At 65.0% G+C, this 16,160-nt stretch carries 18 protein-coding genes; 10 read left to right on the forward strand and 8 right to left on the reverse strand.

The genetic code is table 11. From position 1 onward, the window contains the following. Window positions 1–70: 70 nt before the first annotated feature. From NMQ14_RS01715 to NMQ14_RS01735, 5 genes are all read left to right on the forward strand, one after another. A complete protein-coding gene (locus tag NMQ14_RS01715) occupies window positions 71–1,609 on the forward strand; it encodes a sensor domain-containing diguanylate cyclase (protein ID WP_257092893.1) in 1,539 nt (512 codons plus the stop codon). A gap of 83 nt (window positions 1,610–1,692) precedes the next feature. Then, a complete protein-coding gene (locus NMQ14_RS01720) occupies window positions 1,693–2,634 on the forward strand; it encodes a PEP-CTERM sorting domain-containing protein (RefSeq protein ID WP_257092896.1) in 942 nt (313 codons plus the stop codon). Between the two features lie 103 nt (window positions 2,635–2,737). Beyond that, complete coding sequence (locus NMQ14_RS01725) at window positions 2,738–4,678, forward strand: U32 family peptidase (protein ID WP_257092898.1); 1,941 nt, start codon at window positions 2,738–2,740, stop codon at window positions 4,676–4,678. 85 nt (window positions 4,679–4,763) lie between these two features. Further along, entirely contained in the window at window positions 4,764–5,507 is a 744-nt protein-coding gene (locus tag NMQ14_RS01730) for a zf-TFIIB domain-containing protein (protein ID WP_257092900.1), read from the forward strand. After that, a complete protein-coding gene (locus tag NMQ14_RS01735) occupies window positions 5,504–6,175 on the forward strand; it encodes a glutathione S-transferase family protein (RefSeq protein WP_257092902.1) in 672 nt (223 codons plus the stop codon). Before NMQ14_RS01730 ends, NMQ14_RS01735 begins: the two co-directional genes overlap by 4 nt. Here the strand turns inward: NMQ14_RS01735 and NMQ14_RS01740 are convergent. Both NMQ14_RS01740 and NMQ14_RS01745 read right to left on the reverse strand, forming a co-directional pair. After that, window positions 6,157–6,321 carry a DUF3149 domain-containing protein gene (locus NMQ14_RS01740; RefSeq protein WP_257092905.1) on the reverse strand — a complete coding sequence of 55 codons (165 nt, stop codon included), beginning with the start codon at window positions 6,319–6,321 and terminating at the stop codon, window positions 6,157–6,159. The two genes, NMQ14_RS01735 and NMQ14_RS01740, sit on opposite strands and share 19 nt — an antisense overlap. A gap of 67 nt (window positions 6,322–6,388) precedes the next feature. After that, window positions 6,389–6,985 carry a DUF4126 domain-containing protein gene (locus NMQ14_RS01745; protein WP_257092907.1) on the reverse strand — a complete coding sequence of 199 codons (597 nt, stop codon included), beginning with the start codon at window positions 6,983–6,985 and terminating at the stop codon, window positions 6,389–6,391. Window positions 6,986–7,133: 148 nt separating this feature from the next. On the opposite strand from NMQ14_RS01745, the gene NMQ14_RS01750 reads away from it, so the two are divergent. The 4 genes from NMQ14_RS01750 (at window position 7,134) to NMQ14_RS01765 (ending at window position 9,646) form a co-directional block, all read left to right on the forward strand. Continuing rightward, complete coding sequence (locus NMQ14_RS01750; protein ID WP_257092909.1) at window positions 7,134–7,637, forward strand: MarR family winged helix-turn-helix transcriptional regulator; 504 nt, start codon at window positions 7,134–7,136, stop codon at window positions 7,635–7,637. A 79-nt stretch (window positions 7,638–7,716) separates the two neighbouring features. Next, entirely contained in the window at window positions 7,717–8,094 is a 378-nt protein-coding gene (locus NMQ14_RS01755) for an SgcJ/EcaC family oxidoreductase (RefSeq protein WP_257092912.1), read from the forward strand. Window positions 8,095–8,140: 46 nt separating this feature from the next. After that, window positions 8,141–8,992 (forward strand): DMT family transporter, encoded by an 852-nt coding sequence (locus NMQ14_RS01760; RefSeq protein ID WP_257093219.1) that lies wholly within the window; start codon window positions 8,141–8,143, stop codon window positions 8,990–8,992. 111 nt (window positions 8,993–9,103) lie between these two features. After that, window positions 9,104–9,646: a cytochrome P460 family protein gene (locus NMQ14_RS01765; RefSeq protein WP_257092914.1), complete on the forward strand. Its 543-nt coding sequence runs from the start codon at window positions 9,104–9,106 to the stop codon at window positions 9,644–9,646. Between the two features lie 8 nt (window positions 9,647–9,654). Here the strand turns inward: NMQ14_RS01765 and NMQ14_RS01770 are convergent, their stop codons facing one another. Further along, window positions 9,655–10,233, reverse strand: coding sequence for a histidine phosphatase family protein (locus NMQ14_RS01770; RefSeq protein ID WP_257092916.1), 579 nt, complete (start codon window positions 10,231–10,233; stop codon window positions 9,655–9,657). Window positions 10,234–10,370: 137 nt separating this feature from the next. Between NMQ14_RS01770 and NMQ14_RS01775 the strand changes: the two genes are divergently transcribed. Beyond that, on the forward strand, window positions 10,371–10,916 hold the full coding sequence (locus tag NMQ14_RS01775; protein WP_257092918.1) for a hypothetical protein: 546 nt from the start codon (window positions 10,371–10,373) through the stop codon (window positions 10,914–10,916). A gap of 15 nt (window positions 10,917–10,931) precedes the next feature. Here the strand turns inward: NMQ14_RS01775 and NMQ14_RS01780 are convergent, their stop codons facing one another. The 5 genes from NMQ14_RS01780 to nadA form a co-directional block, all read right to left on the reverse strand. Continuing rightward, on the reverse strand, window positions 10,932–12,437 hold the full coding sequence (locus NMQ14_RS01780; RefSeq protein WP_257092920.1) for a CoA-acylating methylmalonate-semialdehyde dehydrogenase: 1,506 nt from the start codon (window positions 12,435–12,437) through the stop codon (window positions 10,932–10,934). Window positions 12,438–12,575: 138 nt separating this feature from the next. Next, complete coding sequence (clsB, locus tag NMQ14_RS01785; RefSeq protein ID WP_257092922.1) at window positions 12,576–13,766, reverse strand: cardiolipin synthase ClsB; 1,191 nt, start codon at window positions 13,764–13,766, stop codon at window positions 12,576–12,578. A 29-nt stretch (window positions 13,767–13,795) separates the two neighbouring features. After that, entirely contained in the window at window positions 13,796–14,551 is a 756-nt protein-coding gene (locus NMQ14_RS01790; RefSeq protein WP_257092924.1) for an endonuclease/exonuclease/phosphatase family protein, read from the reverse strand. Next, entirely contained in the window at window positions 14,548–15,033 is a 486-nt protein-coding gene (locus tag NMQ14_RS01795; protein WP_257092926.1) for a hypothetical protein, read from the reverse strand. The genes NMQ14_RS01790 and NMQ14_RS01795 overlap by 4 nt, the downstream gene beginning before the upstream one ends. Window positions 15,034–15,046: 13 nt before the next feature. Continuing rightward, the gene (gene nadA, locus NMQ14_RS01800) at window positions 15,047–16,150 is read right to left on the reverse strand and encodes a quinolinate synthase NadA (RefSeq protein ID WP_257092928.1); all 1,104 of its coding nucleotides are present in this window, start codon (window positions 16,148–16,150) and stop codon (window positions 15,047–15,049) included. Window positions 16,151–16,160: the final 10 nt, after the last annotated feature.

Raw genomic sequence — 16,160 nt, forward strand, 5'->3', positions numbered from 1 at the left:
CCGACACTCACGTTGCAGACGTCCGGCGATCTGCCGTTAAGGCTGCAGCGTCTTACTTGCTTTCCATTCCATGACTTCCCGGCAGACTCCACTGCAGCGCAACGATGCCGACGCGTCTGCGGCCTCGACGCCGTTGCCCGCCCAGACCGTGAGCCGTCGCATGCGTGGTCGCGTGACCGGCAAGCACCGGCTGCTGCTGCTGCTCGGCCTGCTGCTTTCGCTCGGTTTTGTCATGACGACACTGGTCAGTTACCACGTGTCGAAGAACGGGATCCATCGTTCCATCGTCGACAGCGAATTGCCGCTCACATCGGACAACATCTATTCGGAAATCCAGAAGGATCTGATCCGCCCGGTATTCATTGCGTCGATGATGGCCGGCGACACCTTTCTTCGCGACTGGGTGCTGCGCAGCGAACGCGATGTGCCGGCGCTGACCAAGTTTCTCGGCGCAGTGCGCAGCCGTTACGGCACCTTCACCAGCTTTTTCGTATCGGAGCGCACGCGAAACTACTATCACCCGGACGGATTGCTGCGCAAGGTGAGCGAAGATAACCCGCAGGACAGCTGGTATTTCAGGGTGCGTCGGCTGGAAGAGCCCTACGAGATCAATGTCGATACCGATACGCGCAGCCGCGACACGCTGACCGTGTTCATCAACTACCGCGTGTACGACTACGACGGCGGCCTGATGGGCGTGACCGGCGTCGGCCTGACGGTCGACACCGTGCGCAAGCTGCTCGCCAGCTACCAGCAGCGCTATCAGCGCAGCATTTATTTCGTCGATCAGCAAGGGAAGGTCGTGTTGTTCGGCGAGGCCCCCTGGCATGGCGCGGATCGTCTGGACGAAGTCGACGGCCTGCGGGACATCGCGCCCGCCATGCTGGCGGCGGAGTCAGGTTCCTTCCAGTACCGCAGCGGGGGGCGCGACTATCTGCTCAATGTGCGCTATGTGCCGGAAATGAAATGGTTCCTGGTGGTCGAGAAGGTCGAGAACGACGCTCTGGCCGACATCCGGCGCACCCTCTACATCAACCTCTGCCTGTGCGTGCTGTTCACGCTGGCGACGGTTTATCTGGCCAGCCTGACGCTGGATCGTTACCAGCTCCGCCTGGAAAAGATGGCCACCACGGACCGCCTGACCGGTCTGCTGAACCGGCACGCCTTCGAAATCATGATGGTGCAGTCGCTGGCGGACGTCCGGCGCGCGCGTCAGTCGCTGTCCGCGATCCTGTTCGACATCGACCATTTCAAGGCGCTGAACGATCGTCATGGACATCTGGCCGGGGATCGCATGATCGAGCACGTCAGCGGCCTGATCCGCGCCAGCCTGCGCGAGTCGGACCTGGCGTGCCGCTGGGGTGGGGAAGAATTTCTGCTGGTGCTGCGCGATTGCCGCGAAGCGGACGCGCTCCTGCTGGCAGACACGATCCGGCGCAGGATTGCCGATTGCCCATTGCCGACGATCGGGGAGGCGCTGGCCGTGACGGTGAGCGCCGGCGTCACCACCTGGCGGGCCGAAGACACGCCGGAGACGCTGGTGGAGCGTGCCGATCACGCGCTGTACGCCGCCAAGCACGCCGGGCGGAACTGCACGAGGGCTGCCTGAAAAGGGAAACGAGGGCCGTGCACAATTGCACGCTGCGTTGCAGCCGGACTGCGATACCCTGCGGCAACCTTGAGGAGATTGCGTTGAAAAAGTCCCTGATTGCGGCGAGTGCCGTGCTGATTGCCACGCTGTCCGTGCCGGCCCAGGCCATTGATGTGGTGTTCGATTACACCTACGACAGTGCCGGTTTCTTCACCAGCGACAAGCGGGTGGTGCTCGATCAGGTGGCCCAGGTATTCAGCCTGAACCTGCTCGACACGCTGAGCGCGATCACGCCGTCCGGCAGCAATGCCTTCACGGCGCGCCTCTACAACCCCCAGGATCCGTTCGGCACGGAGCTCCAGATCAACAACTTCAGCATCCCCGAGAACGAGATCCGCATTTTCGTCGGCTCACACGCTTTCAGCGGCCAGACGCTGGGCGTCGGCGGCCCGGGCTTCCAGAGCGTCAGCGGCAGCACGGCATTCATCAACAACGCGCTTTCGCGTGGTGAGCCGGGTGCGCTTACGCAGGTCGAAACCGATTTCGGGCCGTGGGGCGGGTCCATCAGCTTCGGTGCCAACGTCAACTGGTACTTCGACAGCGACGTGTCGACCGTCGAGGGCTTTTCCGGCTTTGATTTCTACACCGTGGCGATGCACGAAACCGCGCATGTGTTCGGCTTCGGCACGGCCGACAGCTGGTTCGATGCAGTGGTCGGCGATACCTTCACCGGCGCGGTCACCACGGCCACGAATGGCGGTGCCGCTGTCGCGCTTCAGGCCGACAACACCGATGCGCACTTCGCGACCAGCCTGAGCGGCGTCGCCAATGGCAATTCGCAGATTCCGCTGCTTTCGCCCTTCATTCCGTCCGGCCAGCGACGCTTCATGACCAACCTCGACTGGGCGGCGCTGGACGACATCGGCTGGGAAGTGGCCAGCCTGCAGGCCACGGTGCCGGCGCCGGTACCCGAGCCGCGCACCTGGGCGATGATGCTCGGCGGCGTGATGCTGATCGGCATGATGGCGCGTCGCCGCGCCTGATTCCGCACCCGCTGCGACACGAACCGGCTTCGGCCGGTTTTTCATTTGTGGCGCGCTCGCGGATAATCGCGCCTTTCCGGCACCCGCCCTGTCGCGCTTCACGATGACCTCAGACCGCCGCATCCTCGAACTGCTCGCACCCGCCAAGAACGCCGATTTCGGCATCGAGGCGATCAACCACGGTGCCGATGCGGTGTATATCGGCGGCCCGTCCTTCGGCGCACGCAAGGGTGCCGACAATGAAGTGGCCGACATCGCGCGCCTGACGGCACACGCGCACCGCTTCCATGCGAAGGTGTTCGTCGCCTTCAACACCATCCTGCGCGACGACGAACTGGAGCCGGCGCGGCACACCATTCACCAGCTGTACGACGCCGGTGTCGATGCGCTGATCGTGCAGGACATGGGCCTGCTGGAAATGGAGCTGCCGCCGATCCAGCTGCACGCCAGCACGCAGACCGACATCCGGGACGCGGCCAAGGCGCGCTTCCTGCAGGACGTCGGCTTTTCGCAGATCGTGCTGGCGCGCGAACTGACGCTGGAGCAGATCCGCGACATCGCATCGAACACCTCGTGTTCGCTTGAGTTCTTCGTGCACGGCGCGCTGTGCGTGGCGTTCAGCGGTCAGTGCTTCATCAGCCATGCGCACACGGCGCGCAGCGCCAACCGCGGCGAATGTTCGCAGGCCTGCCGCCTGCCCTACACGCTGACCGATGCCAGCGGTGCCGTCGTGGCGCACGACAAGCACCTTCTGTCGATGAAGGACAATGATCAGAGCGCCAACCTGCGCGCGCTGATCGACGCCGGCATCAGCTCGTTCAAGATCGAAGGGCGGCTGAAGGATCTGGCCTACGTGAAGAACATCACCGCCCACTACCGCACGCTGCTTGACGACATCCTCGACGATCTGCCGGCGCACCGGCGTGCGTCCAGCGGCCGCTGCACCTTCTTCTTCACGCCGCAGCCGGAAAAGTCGTTCAACCGCGGCGCGACCGACTACTTCGTCAATGGCCGGCAGCACGGCATCGAAGCGTTCGAAGCCCCCGGTTTCGTCGGCGAGGAAGCCGCGACCGTGACCCGGGTCGCGGTCGACCACATCGAAGTCGAGTCGCAGGTCGACATCCACAACGGCGACGGTCTGAGCTATTTCGACAGCCACCGCGAACTGCAGGGCCTGCGCATCAATACCGTACAGGGGAAGCAATTGTTTCCCAACCTCATGCCGGATGACCTGAAGCCGGGACTGACGCTGTTCCGCAATCGGGATCAGGCGTTCGAGCGCGCGCTGGAGAAGAAGTCGAGCGAACGGCGGGTTGCGGTCGATCTGCGGTTTGCCGATACGCCGGAGGGTTTTGCGCTGACGCTGACCGACGAGGACGGCTGTACGGCGCGTGCCGACATCGCATTCGAACGCCAGCCGGCGCGCGACGCCGAACGCGCGCTGGCCGGCATCCGCGAAGCCATCGCCAAGCTCGGCAACACGATGTTCGAAGCGCGCACGGTCACGCTGGACACGCAGCGGGCGTGGTTCCTGCCCGCCTCGGTTTTGAACGGCCTGCGCCGCGATGCCTGCGAAAAGCTGGAAGCGGCCCGCGTGAAGGTGCATGCACGACCGCAGCCGCTGGCGCCGGTCGAGCCGCCGGTGCCGTTCACCGACACCGAACTGAGCTATCTCGCCAACGTGTACAACGAAAAGGCGCGCACCTTCTATCGCCGGCATGGCGTGCAGCTGATCGCCGACGCCTACGAGCTCAATCATGAGCCGGGCGAAGTGTCGCTGATGATCACCAAACACTGCCTGCGCTACAGCCACAACCTGTGTCCGAAGGAATTGAAGGACTACGACCTGCGCGGCATGGTGAAGGCGGAACCGATGACGCTGATGAATGGCAACGACCGGCTCACCCTGCGCTTCGACTGCAAGAAGTGCGAAATGCATGTGGTCGGCAGCCTGCGCAGATCGGTGCCGCAGGCGCCGGCGATACCGGTGACCTTCCATCGAAGTGCGCCTGCCGGCGTCAAGGTGACGCGCAGCGCGCGCTGAAGTTTCAGCCGCGGATGCCGCTGAAGACGATGGATGCCGCGCGAAGGCATGCCGACCGTTCAACCGCCCGCCTGTCGATTCAAACATGAGCCCGAAACCGAATTGCCCCTCCTGCCGCGTCCCGATGGACGTGCATACCTTTTCGCACCATGGCGGCGGGCCGCTCGAACTCGACATCTGCTACGCCTGCCAGGGCATCTGGTTCGATACGCACGAGAACCAGCAACTGTCGCCGGCATCGGTGAACGACCTGTTCAAGCAGCTGCATGAGCACCGCGATGTGCAGCGAAATCCGGTAGCGCCGGTGATGGCCTGCCCGCGCTGCAGCAGCAAGCTCGAACATGGCTACGACATCGTGCGCAGCGGCCGCTACGCCACCAGTCGCTGCCCGCACCGCCACGGCCGCTTCAGCACGTTTGCTTCGTTCATGATCGAAAAGGGTTTCGTCCGTCAGCTCACCAAGCCGGAAATCCATGATCTGAGCAAGCGGGTCGGCGCCATCTACTGCACCGGCTGTGGCGCGCCGGTCGACATCCGCAAGGACCACGCCTGCCCGCATTGCCGGTCCGCCTTCTCGCTGATCGATCCGGATGCGGTGAAAAGTGCACTTAACGGTTATCGTGCGGCAGAGGAAAAGCGCGCCAACCGCGATCCGGAGGCGATCGCCGACGCGTTGATCGAAACCGAAAGGCGCGAACAGCAGGCGCGCCGGCCCGGTGGTACGTCAGCGCGTTCGTCGCGCGCCAACCCGGCGCTGGACGCCACATCGCTCGATGTCGGCGATCTGGTGATGGCTGGCGTTTCGCTGGTCTGGAAAATACTCACATGATCACCGTCCACCATCTGGCGCACTCGCGTTCGCAGCGCGTGCTGTGGCTGCTCGAAGAGCTCGGGCTCGACTACGAAGTGAAGTGCTACGAGCGCGACCCGGACACGTCCTATGCGCCGCCGGCGCTGCGCGCCGTGCATCCGCTGGGCAAGTCGCCGGTCATCACGGACGGCGATCAGGTCATCGCCGAATCGGGCGCCATCATCGAATATCTGGTCGAGGTGTATGGCGCAGGTCGGTTCAGGCCTGCGCCCGGCAGTGCAGATGCGCGCCGCTACACGTACTGGCTGCATTTTGCGGAAGGCTCCGCCATGCCGTACCAGTTGATGCATCTGGTGTTCCAGAAGGTGCGCAACGCGCCGGTGCCTTTTTTCATCAAGCCGGTGGCGCGCGGTCTGGCCGACCACGTGCTGAAAACCTTCGTGCAGCCGAACATCGACGACCAGTTGTGCTTCATGGAAGCGGAACTGACGACGCGGCCGTGGTTTGCCGGCGACGCGTTCACCGCGGCCGACATCCAGATGAGTTTTCCGGTCGAAGCGGCGGCAAAGGGGGCCGGCCTCGGCTCGACACATCCGCATCTGGCCGATTTTCTGGCCCGCATCCACAGCCGCCCAGCCTGGCAGCGGGCGCGCGAACGTGGCGGCCCCTACCGCTTCGCCGACTGATCGGCTTGCTTGGCGCGCGCTTCATCCTCGTCCATGTGCCGCTTGAAGAAGCGCGCGAACCAGAAGCTCATGAAGAGGGTGAATGCAATGACCAGCAGGCTCATCAGTCCGTAGTCGGTGGATAGCAGATCAGTCAGCGCTTTCATGATGCAGACCTCGGTGGATGGTTGGCATCATTGGACTGCTGCGCCGATCGGGGCAGACTGATTCAGGTCAACCCGGTGCCTGTTTGCCGGCCACCCAGGACAGCAGGTCGCTCAGGAAGCGCCAGACACGTGGCAGCAGCCACAGCATGCACAGCAGGAATACGCCGAGGAAGCCGAGAAACACGATCGGGTAGGCGAACGCCAGCCAAAGGCCGCCGACTGCAGCGCCGTCTTCGCTGGTGGAGGCGATCAGATTGCTGACCGGTTCCGGCGAGGTATTGATGGCGATTCGGCTGCCCGCCTTGGTCAGATGCGTCCCTGCCGTCAGCGAGCCGCCGAGCAGGGCGCCTGCCAGCACGACCGGTGTGCTCTGGTCGGCGAGGGCCCATGCGGCGAGCAAGGCGCCGGCAGGAATGCGGATGAAGGTGTGCACGCCGTCCCACAGGCTGTCGAGCGCCGGAATCTTGTCGGCGAAGAACTCGACACAGAGCATCAGACCGGCCGCTGCGAGCACAAGCGGATGCTCGAGCGTGTCGAGGTCGCCAGGCAAGTCGACCCAGCCCAGGCGACCGGCCAGTCCGGCGAGAAAGATCACCGCATACAGGCGCAGGCCACTGGCCCAGGCAAGGCCTGCGGCAGCGGCTATCGTGTCGATGGTGTCCATGCGGTCACTTTCCGGGTCGCAAGGCAACTGCGCGCAAAAGACGATTAACGTACGCGGCATGCCTTCCCTTCAATCCTAGCCCAACATCGGGCCCGTGCTCCAGTTCGCCGTTGACAAGATAAGGCGCCTAACTATAATGCAACTAATCATGCTTCAGCTCCGCGATCTCCCGACCCCTGACGTCCTGCGCAAGTTTGCCGCCCGCTATCCCGAAGCGGATGTCAGCGCGGTGGCGTCCTTTCTGACCCTGCTGCGTGTCGCGACTGAACTGTCGCAGGCGCTCGACGGATTTCTTGCCCGCCACGGGCTGCTACAGGGCCGCTGGTGGGTGCTCATCCTGTTGATGCGCGAAGAGGCATTCGAATCTTCGCCCTCGGCGCTGGCGCAGAAGGCCGGCATCACGCGCGCAACGATGACCGGCCTGCTGGACGGGCTGGAGCGCGACGGGCTGGTGCAGCGCGTGTTCGATACCGCTGACCGGCGCCGTCTGACCGTTCGCCTGTTGCCGGCCGGGCAAGCCGTGCTCGATGCGGTCATGCCCGATTACTACCGCCGCGTGCGCACATTGATGGCCGGGCTCGATGAAGAACAGCGTGTTGCGCTGCAGGCGATGCTCGGTGTCGTGCAGTCCGGTACGGGCGCCTTTGCCTGAATTTTTTCGCCGCTCAATTTTGCCGGCAGATCATTTTTCACCGACTCATTTTTTCAAGACTTTCCCCAAGGAGATTCACGTGACCCTGCAAGCCCTTCAAGCCGCCGTTGCCGACCTCAATCAGCGCTGGGACGCGGCCTTCAACCGTGGCGACGCCGCCGCACTGGCCGCGCTGTACGACGAGCAGGGCGCCGTGCTGCCTGCCGGCGGCAACGCCGCGCTGGGTTCGGCGCAGATCGAGGCGCTGTTCGCCGGTGCCATCGATCAGGGACTGCACAACCACCGCATCGAACAGCATGCGGTGATCGGCGACAGCGAAGTGGCCACGCAGCGTGGCCGCTGGAGCGCACAGGCCAACGGCGAGGGCGGCCTGCAAACGTTCAGCGGCCACCTGACCATGGTCTACCGTCGCCAGCCGGACCGCAGCTGGCGCCTCATCACCCACATCTGGAACTGAGGCGTCCGTGCTGCACAGCCCGTCCGCGCGCGCGCTGGCAGCGCTGATGCTGCTGGCCGTGATCTGGGGCTACAACTGGGTGGTCATGAAGATCGCGCTGGTCGACATCGGCCCCTTCCAGTTCGGCGCGCTGCGCACGCTGTTCGGTGCGCTGGTGCTGTTCGGCCTGGTGCTCGCGATGCGCCGTCCGGTGCGCATCGTCGAAATGCGCGCGGTGGCCTTGATGGGTCTGCTGCAGACCACCGGCTTCACCGGATTGATCATTCTTGCGCTGGTCAGCGGCGGTGCAGGCAAGACGGCCGTACTCGCCTACACCATGCCCTTCTGGGTGATGCTGCTGGCCTGGCCGCTGCTCGGCGATCGCCTGCACGGCTGGCAATGGCCGTCGGCTGTCGCCACGCTGGTCGGCCTGCTGTGCATTCTCGATCCGCTGCATCTGGCCGGTGATCTGCTGAGCAGCGTGCTGGCGACGCTGGCCGGCGTGTGCTGGGCGCTGGCGGTGATCGTCGCGAAAAGGCTGCAAGCCCGGGAGCCCGACCTCGACGTGCTGGCCATCGCCGCCTGGCAGTCGCTGATCGGTGCCGTACCGCTGGCTGTCGTGGCGCTGTGGTGGCCGGCCGAGCCGATCAACTGGACGCCTTCACTGATTGGCGCGCTGCTCTACAACATCGTGCCGGGAACGGTGATTGCGTGGCTGCTGTGGCTGTACGCGCTGCGCCGTCTGTCGGCCGGCACCACCAGCATGGTTTCGCTGGTGACGCCGGTCATCGGCGTACTGTCGGCCGCCTGGCAGCTCGGTGAGCGGCCCGGCACCGGCGAGCTGGCAGGCATGCTGCTGATCGGCATCGGCCTTCTGCTGCTGTCGGCCGAGGCATGGCGCCGCGGCCGGACAGCCTGATTTCGGCGCCGGCTGCATCCGGATCATGGATGCGCGGGTAGTAGACGCATGTGGGGCGCCTGACCGGGCCTCGCGCAGATGTTGTGTCCACAGCCAATCAGGAGTCCATCCATGCAAAAGAAGATACTTGGCGCCGTTGTCGCCGGACTGATCATCGCCGGCTGCAGTCAGATGAGCGCACCGCCGCCGGTGGCGGCGTTGAACGACGGTCAGTTGCCGCTGCCGGCCGACTACCGGACTTGGCCGACCTTCCTCGGCGCGGTGCAGCGCGATGACGCGAAACAGATCCGCGACATCTACATGAATGCGCAGGCGAAGAAGGCCGCGCCGGGCGAGGCTTTTCCGCAGGGATCGACCTTCGTCATGGAGAACTGGTCGGTCAAGCTCGATGGCGCCGGCAAGCCGGTCAAGGGTGCGGATGGCAAGCTGGTGAAGGACAAGCTGGCCGCGGTGTTCGTCATGGGCAAGAACCCGGGCTGGGGCGCCGACGTACCCGCAGCGCAGAAGAATGGCGACTGGATCTACAGCGCGTTCAAGGGCACCGGCGAACTGAACGGCGAAGCAAAGTACGACACCTGTCGCACCTGTCACACGCCGTTGAAGGCCAAGGACTATGTGTTCCGCTACGACGAGCACTTTGCGGCAGTGAAGTAGGCAGGCGCTCAGCCGCCCGGGTCGATCCGGCCGACGCTGCGCACGCCGCCGCGCCGGTCGGGTTGCACCACCACCGCCCCGCCCATGGCGAGGTTGTCACCGGTCAATGCCAGGATGTTGACCTGGTGCGTCACCAGCGCCACCCGACGCGATCCTTCCAGTGTTCCGAGCCAGCTGCGCAGCGCAGCGGTCTGGCGTTCGCGCGGGCTGCCGTCGTCGAAGAACGAATTCAGCGCCTCCAGCACCTCGACCGGTTGCCCCGGAAACATCAGCGATGCCGTATCGACGCAGCGGCACCAGCGGCTGCTGAACACCGAATCGAATGCGACGCCCCGCTGTGCGAGCCATACGCCCGCGCGTCGCGCCTGTTCGCGTCCGGCCGGTGACAGGTTGCGCTGCGAACTGCAGGCGTCTAGCCGGTAGCCGGGCGGATCGCCGATGCCCGGCTCGGTGGCCGCGTGGCGCATCAGCAGGGCGCAGCCTCCGGTTTGCAGCGCGAGCAAAGCAGGGGCCAGTGCGTCCGGATGTGCCCGTCCCGGGGCCAGCAGCGCCGCACCGGCAGCGAACGTGAAACGACGACGGTTCATGGCAGTATCGCTTTCGGTTGCGGCGTAAGGTATGCAGGCTTCGACCGGTCAGATCGCTCGGGTTCCATGGTTTTCATGGTGACCGCACAACAACGGACATCGGGGAGCGCAGCATGAAGCGATGGATGAATGCAGCAATGAATGCAGTCTGGTTCAGCCTGCTAGTCAGCACGGCGGCGCACGCCGACGTGCTGACAGGTACGCGCACGATCACGCTCGGCAATGCGCAGGGCGAGCGGATTGTGATCGGTCAGATCACCTTCACGCCTGAAGCAGACGGCAAGTCACGCTTCAGCATCGTGCTGGACGAAAAGCTGGGCGAGTATTTTCTGGCGATGCGGCCGTTCCGCTGCCTGACCGGCCCGAAGCAGCGCCTGTGCAATTTCCCGGTCGAGAACGAGGCACCGCTGGTCAGCCCGGCCGATCTGACGCCGCTCGAATACGCGCTGATGTTCATGCATACGCTGCCTGCCGCGCTGCACGTCAATCCATTCAACGGTGCCTACTACCGCATGAAGATCGATGGCGAGCGCATCGACGGGCGGCAGCATGATGTCGACATGGATCCGTTCATCGCACCGACCAGCGTGCCGCTCGAACGCCGCAAGCGGCCGCTGCGCGACGAGGATCTGACCCTCGCCGACGAGCGCTCGCACTGGCTGCCGCAGCTCACCATCGAGTGAACGCGGCTGCTCGGCCTACTGATTGACCGGCATGCCGAATTCCGGTCCTTTCGAGCTGCTGTCAGGCCAGCGCTGCATGATGCTCTTGTAGCGCGTGTAGAAGCGCACGCCCTCTTCGCCATAGGCGTGCAGATCGCCGAACAGGCTCTGTTTCCAGCCGCCGAACGAGTGCCACGCCATCGGCACCGGAATCGGCACGTTGATACCCACCATGCCGGCTTCGATGCGCTGCGCGAATTCCTGCGCGGTGCGACCGTCCCGCGTGTAGAGCGATACCCCGTTGCCGTATTCGTGGCGATTCACCAGCGCGACGGCATCAGCGAAATTCGCCGCTCGCACCACGCACAGCACCGGGCCGAAGATTTCTTCCTGCCAGATGCGCATGCCGGGCGTTACATGGTCGAACAGCGTCGCACCCAGGAAGTAGCCGTTCTCCCGTCCGGCCACCGTGTGTCGCCGCCCGTCGAGCATCAGCGTCGCACCTTCCGCGATGCCGCTGTCGATCAGCGACACGATGCGTTCGCGGTGCGCGGCGGTGACCACCGGCCCCATGTCGGCGCCCGCGCTTTCGCCGTCGCCGATATTGAGTGTCTGCGCGCGCACCTTGATCGCCTCGACGAGCGCATCGGCGATGTCGCCGACCGCGACGGCCACCGAAATCGCCATGCAGCGTTCGCCGGCCGAGCCGTAGGCGGCGCCGATCAGCGCGTCGGCCGCCTGGGCGATGTCGGCGTCCGGCATCACCACCATGTGATTCTTCGCGCCACCCAGTGCCTGTGCACGCTTGCCGTGACGTGCCGCGGTTTCGTAGATGTGGCGCGCGATCGGCGTCGAGCCGACGAAGCTCACGGCACGCACGTCCGGATGCACCAGCAGCGCGTCGACCGCCTCGCGGTCACCCTGAACGACGTTGAACACGCCATCCGGCAGCCCCGCGTCGCGGAACAGTTCGGCGGTCAGCAGCGACGGTGACGGATCGCGTTCCGACGGCTTCAGGATGAAGCTGTTGCCGCAGGCGATGGCGACCGGGGCCATCCACATCGGCACCATGAACGGGAAGTTGAACGGCGTGATACCTGCCGTGACACCCAGCGGCATGCGCTGGCTCCAGTTGGCGATGCCGCCGCCGACGTTGTCCGAATGCTGGCCCTTCAGCAGTTGCGGAATGCCGCATGCGAATTCGATCACCTCCAGCCCGCGCTGCACCTCGCCCTGTGCGTCAGGCAGCGTCTTGCCATGCTCGCGCGTGATCAGGCGCGCAAGGTCGGTGCTGTAGCGCCCGACCAGCTCCTGCATGCGGAACAGCACGCGCGCACGGCGCAGCGGCGGCAGCGCGCCCCATGCGGGTTGTGCGGCGGAAGCGCTGGCCACCGCTGCCGACACGTCGCCTGCGGAGGCCAGCAGCACGCGCCGCGCAACCCGGCCGTGGGCCGGATCGAACACGTCGGTATGGCGGGTGCTGTCCAGCGTCGTACGCCGGCCGTCAATCCAGTGGGGCAGGGTGTGGTCGGGTGTATTCATGATCATCCGTTGCGGCAGTCGAATCCAATATTGTGCGTCACGCCCGGGCGAAGGTCCCGCCGCAGGGCAGCATCCAAACGGCTACCGTCCTTACAGTCGATCCCGATGCGCAAGTGTCGCTGCCGTCGTGCCCGGTGCTCAGAGGTTTTGCCGTGTGTCGCGTCCTGCCCGGCGCCGTGCCAACAGGTCACCAGCCAGACCGATCATCACGCGCACCAAGCCGTAGGCCATCCAGCGCAGCACGCGTTCGTGGATCGGTCGGTTCTTCCACTGCCGATGCCGCAGCTCGCGGCCGCCATGGCTGGCCGCCTGCAGCAACTTCTGCCGCAGTTCCCGGGTGAAACCGGCGTCGCTCACCACCACATTGGCTTCGCGTGCCAGCATGAGGCTGAACGGATCGATGTTGCTGGAGCCGACCGTGGCCCATTCGTCATCTACGACGGCCGCCTTGGCGTGCATGAAACTTCGGCGGTACTCGACGATGCGCACGCCCTTCGACAGCAGCGCGCCGTACAGCGCCTGCGAGGCGTAGTGCATCAGCAGGTATTCGACCCGCCCCTGCAGGATGAGCGTCACCGTCACGCCGCGTTCCGCAGCACGCACGAGCGCCTGGCGAAAGCGCCGGCCCGGCAGGAAATAGGCGTTGGCGATGATGATGTCGCTGCGCGCCCCGTTGATTGCCTCGAGATAGGCGTCCTCGATGTCTCGCCGGTGACGCAGGTTGTCGCGCACCAGCAGCGTGGCGCGGATCTGTCCGGCTTGCCGGTTGGCATATTCGCGCAGGCGCGGAAGCCGTGGCCTGAACTGCAGCGTCGCCCAGGCCACGCGTTCCCACAGCTTCTGGCATTCGGCATGCATGCGGGCCACCAGTGGGCCGCGCACCTGCACCGCGAAGTCGAAGCGCGGCGGCGTGTGACCGGGCGTATGCATGTCATCGATGATGTTGATGCCACCGGCAAATCCGGTGCCGGCATCGATGACGGCCAGCTTGCGGTGCATGCGGCGTAGTCGGTTGCGCCGCAGCGTGACCCAGCTGATGTCGGGGCGGAAGATCAGCGTATGCGCGCCGGCGGACTCCAGCGCCACCCGGTGCGTGCTTTCGAATTCGCGTGCACCGAAGCCATCGACCAGAATGCGCACACGCACACCGCGTTGCGCCGCTCTCGCCAGGGCGGCGGCGATGCGCTCGCCGATGCCGTCATTTGCAAAGATGTAGGTTTCCAGAAAAATTTCCTGGCGCGCCCCGTCGATCGCCGCTTCCAGCGCAGGAAAGTACTGTTCGCCGCACACCAGCAGGCGGATGTCGTTGCCGGGCAGGAATCGACTCATTCCAGGCTCACTGTGGTCTCACGGCGTCGTCACGCGACAGTCAGCGACAGTCGGGCGGTCAGCGCCGCATGATCGGAAATGCGCGACCAGGGTCGGCCGGCATGCAGCTTTACTTCCCCCACGTCGAGGCCGCGCACATAGATGCGGTCCAGTCGCAGCAGCGGAAACGCTGCCGGAAAGCTGCGCGCCGGGCGGCCGTGAAACAGGCTGTGCGCCTCCTGCAGGCCGAGTGCGTCGGCCCACTGGCCTTCGGCGCGGTTGTGCCAGTCATTGAAGTCGCCAGCCACGATCAAGGCTTCGGCGGCAGGTATGGTCGAAGTAACGTGCTCGGCCAGCATGGCGTACTGCTGCGCCCGGCCGCGTGCGGTCAGGCCCAGATGCACGCACAGCGCATGCACGCGCCGGCCGGGCGCCGGCTCGATCACGCAATGCAACAGGCCGCGCTGTTCGAAGCGGTGTGCCGACATGTCGTGGTTGTCGGTCTGCGAGATCGGGTGGCGCGACAGGATGGCGTTGCCATGATGGCCGTGGTCGTACACCGCATTGCGGCCGTAGGCCGTCGCCGGCCACATTTCATCGGCCAGGAACTCGTACTGCGGCTCGATCGGCCAGTCGGCGTGGCGCAGCGCGTGTCCGTGGTGCTGACCCTGCACTTCCTGCAGGAACACCAGATCCGATGACAGGTAGCGCAGGCGGTCGCGCAGTTCGTGGATCACCATGCGGCGGTTGAACTGCGAGAAGCCCTTGTGGATGTTCCAGGTGCAGATGCGCAGGTCTGTCGTCATGGATCGAGCGGGTGGCCGCGCCCGGCTTCGGCGAGCTTCATCATGTGGCGCGCAAACGCCGGGTCTTCGCCGCGCAGCAGGGTCATGAGCTGGTTGCGGAAGGCGTCGCAGGCCAGCCACTCGCGCATGTAGTCGTCCCAAGACGCCCAGCGGCGCGCGGCCAGCCCTTCGGCTTCATCGGTCCAGGCGACCAGATAGGCGCGCTCGAACAGCGAAATGAGCATCTGGTAGATGATGTGCATGCGCCGTTCCTGCTCTTCGCTGAGGTGCTGCGGTGCTGCTGTTTCGCGCAGCGGCAGGTCCGGATTGGCCAGCACGATCTTCAGGAAATCGATGTAGGCGTCCGACAGCATCTGGTACGCCTCTTCGTCTTCGTTGTCGCGCTCGCGCCGCTGCTGATAGATGAAGGTGACGACGGCGAGCGGCAGGCCCAGCGCGGTCACGACGTAACTGGCCAGTTCCCAGCGCTGCATCCAGTCCATGGGGAAGCCGCCCTCAAGGCGAGGCGGCCAGCATGCGGTCGAGCGCGAGTTTGGCCGGCACTGCTTCGTGTTCCGGCACGCTGATCCGGTTCACCACCTGGCCTTCGGCGAGGTTTTCCAGGCACCAGGCAAGATGCTGCGGGTCGATGCGCTGCATGGTCGAGCACATGCACACGGTGGGCGCCATGAACTGCACGGTCTTGCCCTCGTGCTTCACCTCTTCGGCGAGGCGATTCACCAGGTTCAGTTCGGTGCCGACCAGCCACTTCGTGCCGGGCGCGCCTGCTTTCACCGTTTTGAGGATGTATTCGGTCGAACCGACGTAATCCGACTGGCGACACACTTCAAGTGCGCTTTCCGGATGCGAAATGACGAGGCCATCCGGATGCTGGTTGCGCCAGCGCAGGATGTGCGCCGGCTGGAACATCTGGTGCACCGAACAGTGGCCCTTCCACAGCAGGATCTTCGCCTTCGCCACCTGCTCGCGGGTCAGGCCGCCGTTTTCCAGGTCCGGGTCCCACACCACCATGTCATCCAGCGGGATGCCCATCTTGTAGCCGGTCCAGCGTCCGAGGTGCTGGTCGGGGAAGAACAGCACCTTTTCGCGTCGCGCCAGCGACCACTCGAGAATGCTGGCCGCGTTCGACGAGGTGCACACGATGCCGCCGTGTTCGCCGCAGAAGGCCTTCAGGTCGGCTGCCGAGTTGATATAGGTTACGGGCGTGATCAGCGCGTCCGGGTCGCCGGTCATGTCGCGCAGTTCGCGCCAGCAGCGTTCCACTTTGGCCAGGCTGGCCATGTCGGCCATCGAACAGCCGGCCGCCAGGTCGGGCAGGATGGCGATCTGCTCCGGGCGCGACATGATGTCGGCCACTTCGGCCATGAAATGCACGCCGCAGAACACGATGAATTCCGCATCGGTCTGACTGGCCAGCCGTGCCAGCTTCAGCGAATCGCCGGTCAGGTCGGCGTGGCGATAGACATCTGCCCGCTGATAGTGGTGACCGAGGATGACCGCGCGCGGGCCGAGCTTTTCGCGCGCCGCAAGGATGCGCGACTGCGCCTGATCGTCGGCCAGCGCGTTGAATCGGTCAAACGTGATGTTGGCAACTTGCATCGGGTGTCCT

This window comes from Methyloversatilis sp. XJ19-13 (assembly GCF_024580155.1).
Classification (GTDB): Bacteria; Pseudomonadota; Gammaproteobacteria; order Burkholderiales; family Rhodocyclaceae; genus Methyloversatilis.

Bases quoted from the DNA above. Each gene is read 5' to 3' on its own strand.
- NMQ14_RS01770 (WP_257092916.1), bottom strand. From the start codon at position 10,233: ATGAACCGTCGTCGTTTCACGTTCGCTGCCGGTGCGGCGCTGCTGGCC.
- NMQ14_RS01765 (WP_257092914.1), top strand. From the start codon at position 9,104: ATGCAAAAGAAGATACTTGGCGCCGTTGTCGCCGGACTGATCATCGCC.
- NMQ14_RS01750 (WP_257092909.1), top strand. From the start codon at position 7,134: ATGCTTCAGCTCCGCGATCTCCCGACCCCTGACGTCCTGCGCAAGTTT.
- NMQ14_RS01730 (WP_257092900.1), top strand. From the start codon at position 4,764: ATGAGCCCGAAACCGAATTGCCCCTCCTGCCGCGTCCCGATGGACGTG.
- clsB (WP_257092922.1), bottom strand. From the start codon at position 13,766: ATGAGTCGATTCCTGCCCGGCAACGACATCCGCCTGCTGGTGTGCGGC.
- NMQ14_RS01725 (WP_257092898.1), top strand. From the start codon at position 2,738: ATGACCTCAGACCGCCGCATCCTCGAACTGCTCGCACCCGCCAAGAAC.
- NMQ14_RS01735 (WP_257092902.1), top strand. From the start codon at position 5,504: ATGATCACCGTCCACCATCTGGCGCACTCGCGTTCGCAGCGCGTGCTG.
- NMQ14_RS01775 (WP_257092918.1), top strand. From the start codon at position 10,371: ATGAATGCAGTCTGGTTCAGCCTGCTAGTCAGCACGGCGGCGCACGCC.
- nadA (WP_257092928.1), bottom strand. From the start codon at position 16,150: ATGCAAGTTGCCAACATCACGTTTGACCGATTCAACGCGCTGGCCGAC.
- NMQ14_RS01795 (WP_257092926.1), bottom strand. From the start codon at position 15,033: ATGGACTGGATGCAGCGCTGGGAACTGGCCAGTTACGTCGTGACCGCG.
- NMQ14_RS01780 (WP_257092920.1), bottom strand. From the start codon at position 12,437: ATGAATACACCCGACCACACCCTGCCCCACTGGATTGACGGCCGGCGT.
- NMQ14_RS01745 (WP_257092907.1), bottom strand. From the start codon at position 6,985: ATGGACACCATCGACACGATAGCCGCTGCCGCAGGCCTTGCCTGGGCC.
- NMQ14_RS01740 (WP_257092905.1), bottom strand. From the start codon at position 6,321: ATGAAAGCGCTGACTGATCTGCTATCCACCGACTACGGACTGATGAGC.
- NMQ14_RS01715 (WP_257092893.1), top strand. From the start codon at position 71: ATGACTTCCCGGCAGACTCCACTGCAGCGCAACGATGCCGACGCGTCT.
- NMQ14_RS01760 (WP_257093219.1), top strand. From the start codon at position 8,141: ATGCTGCTGGCCGTGATCTGGGGCTACAACTGGGTGGTCATGAAGATC.
- NMQ14_RS01790 (WP_257092924.1), bottom strand. From the start codon at position 14,551: ATGACGACAGACCTGCGCATCTGCACCTGGAACATCCACAAGGGCTTC.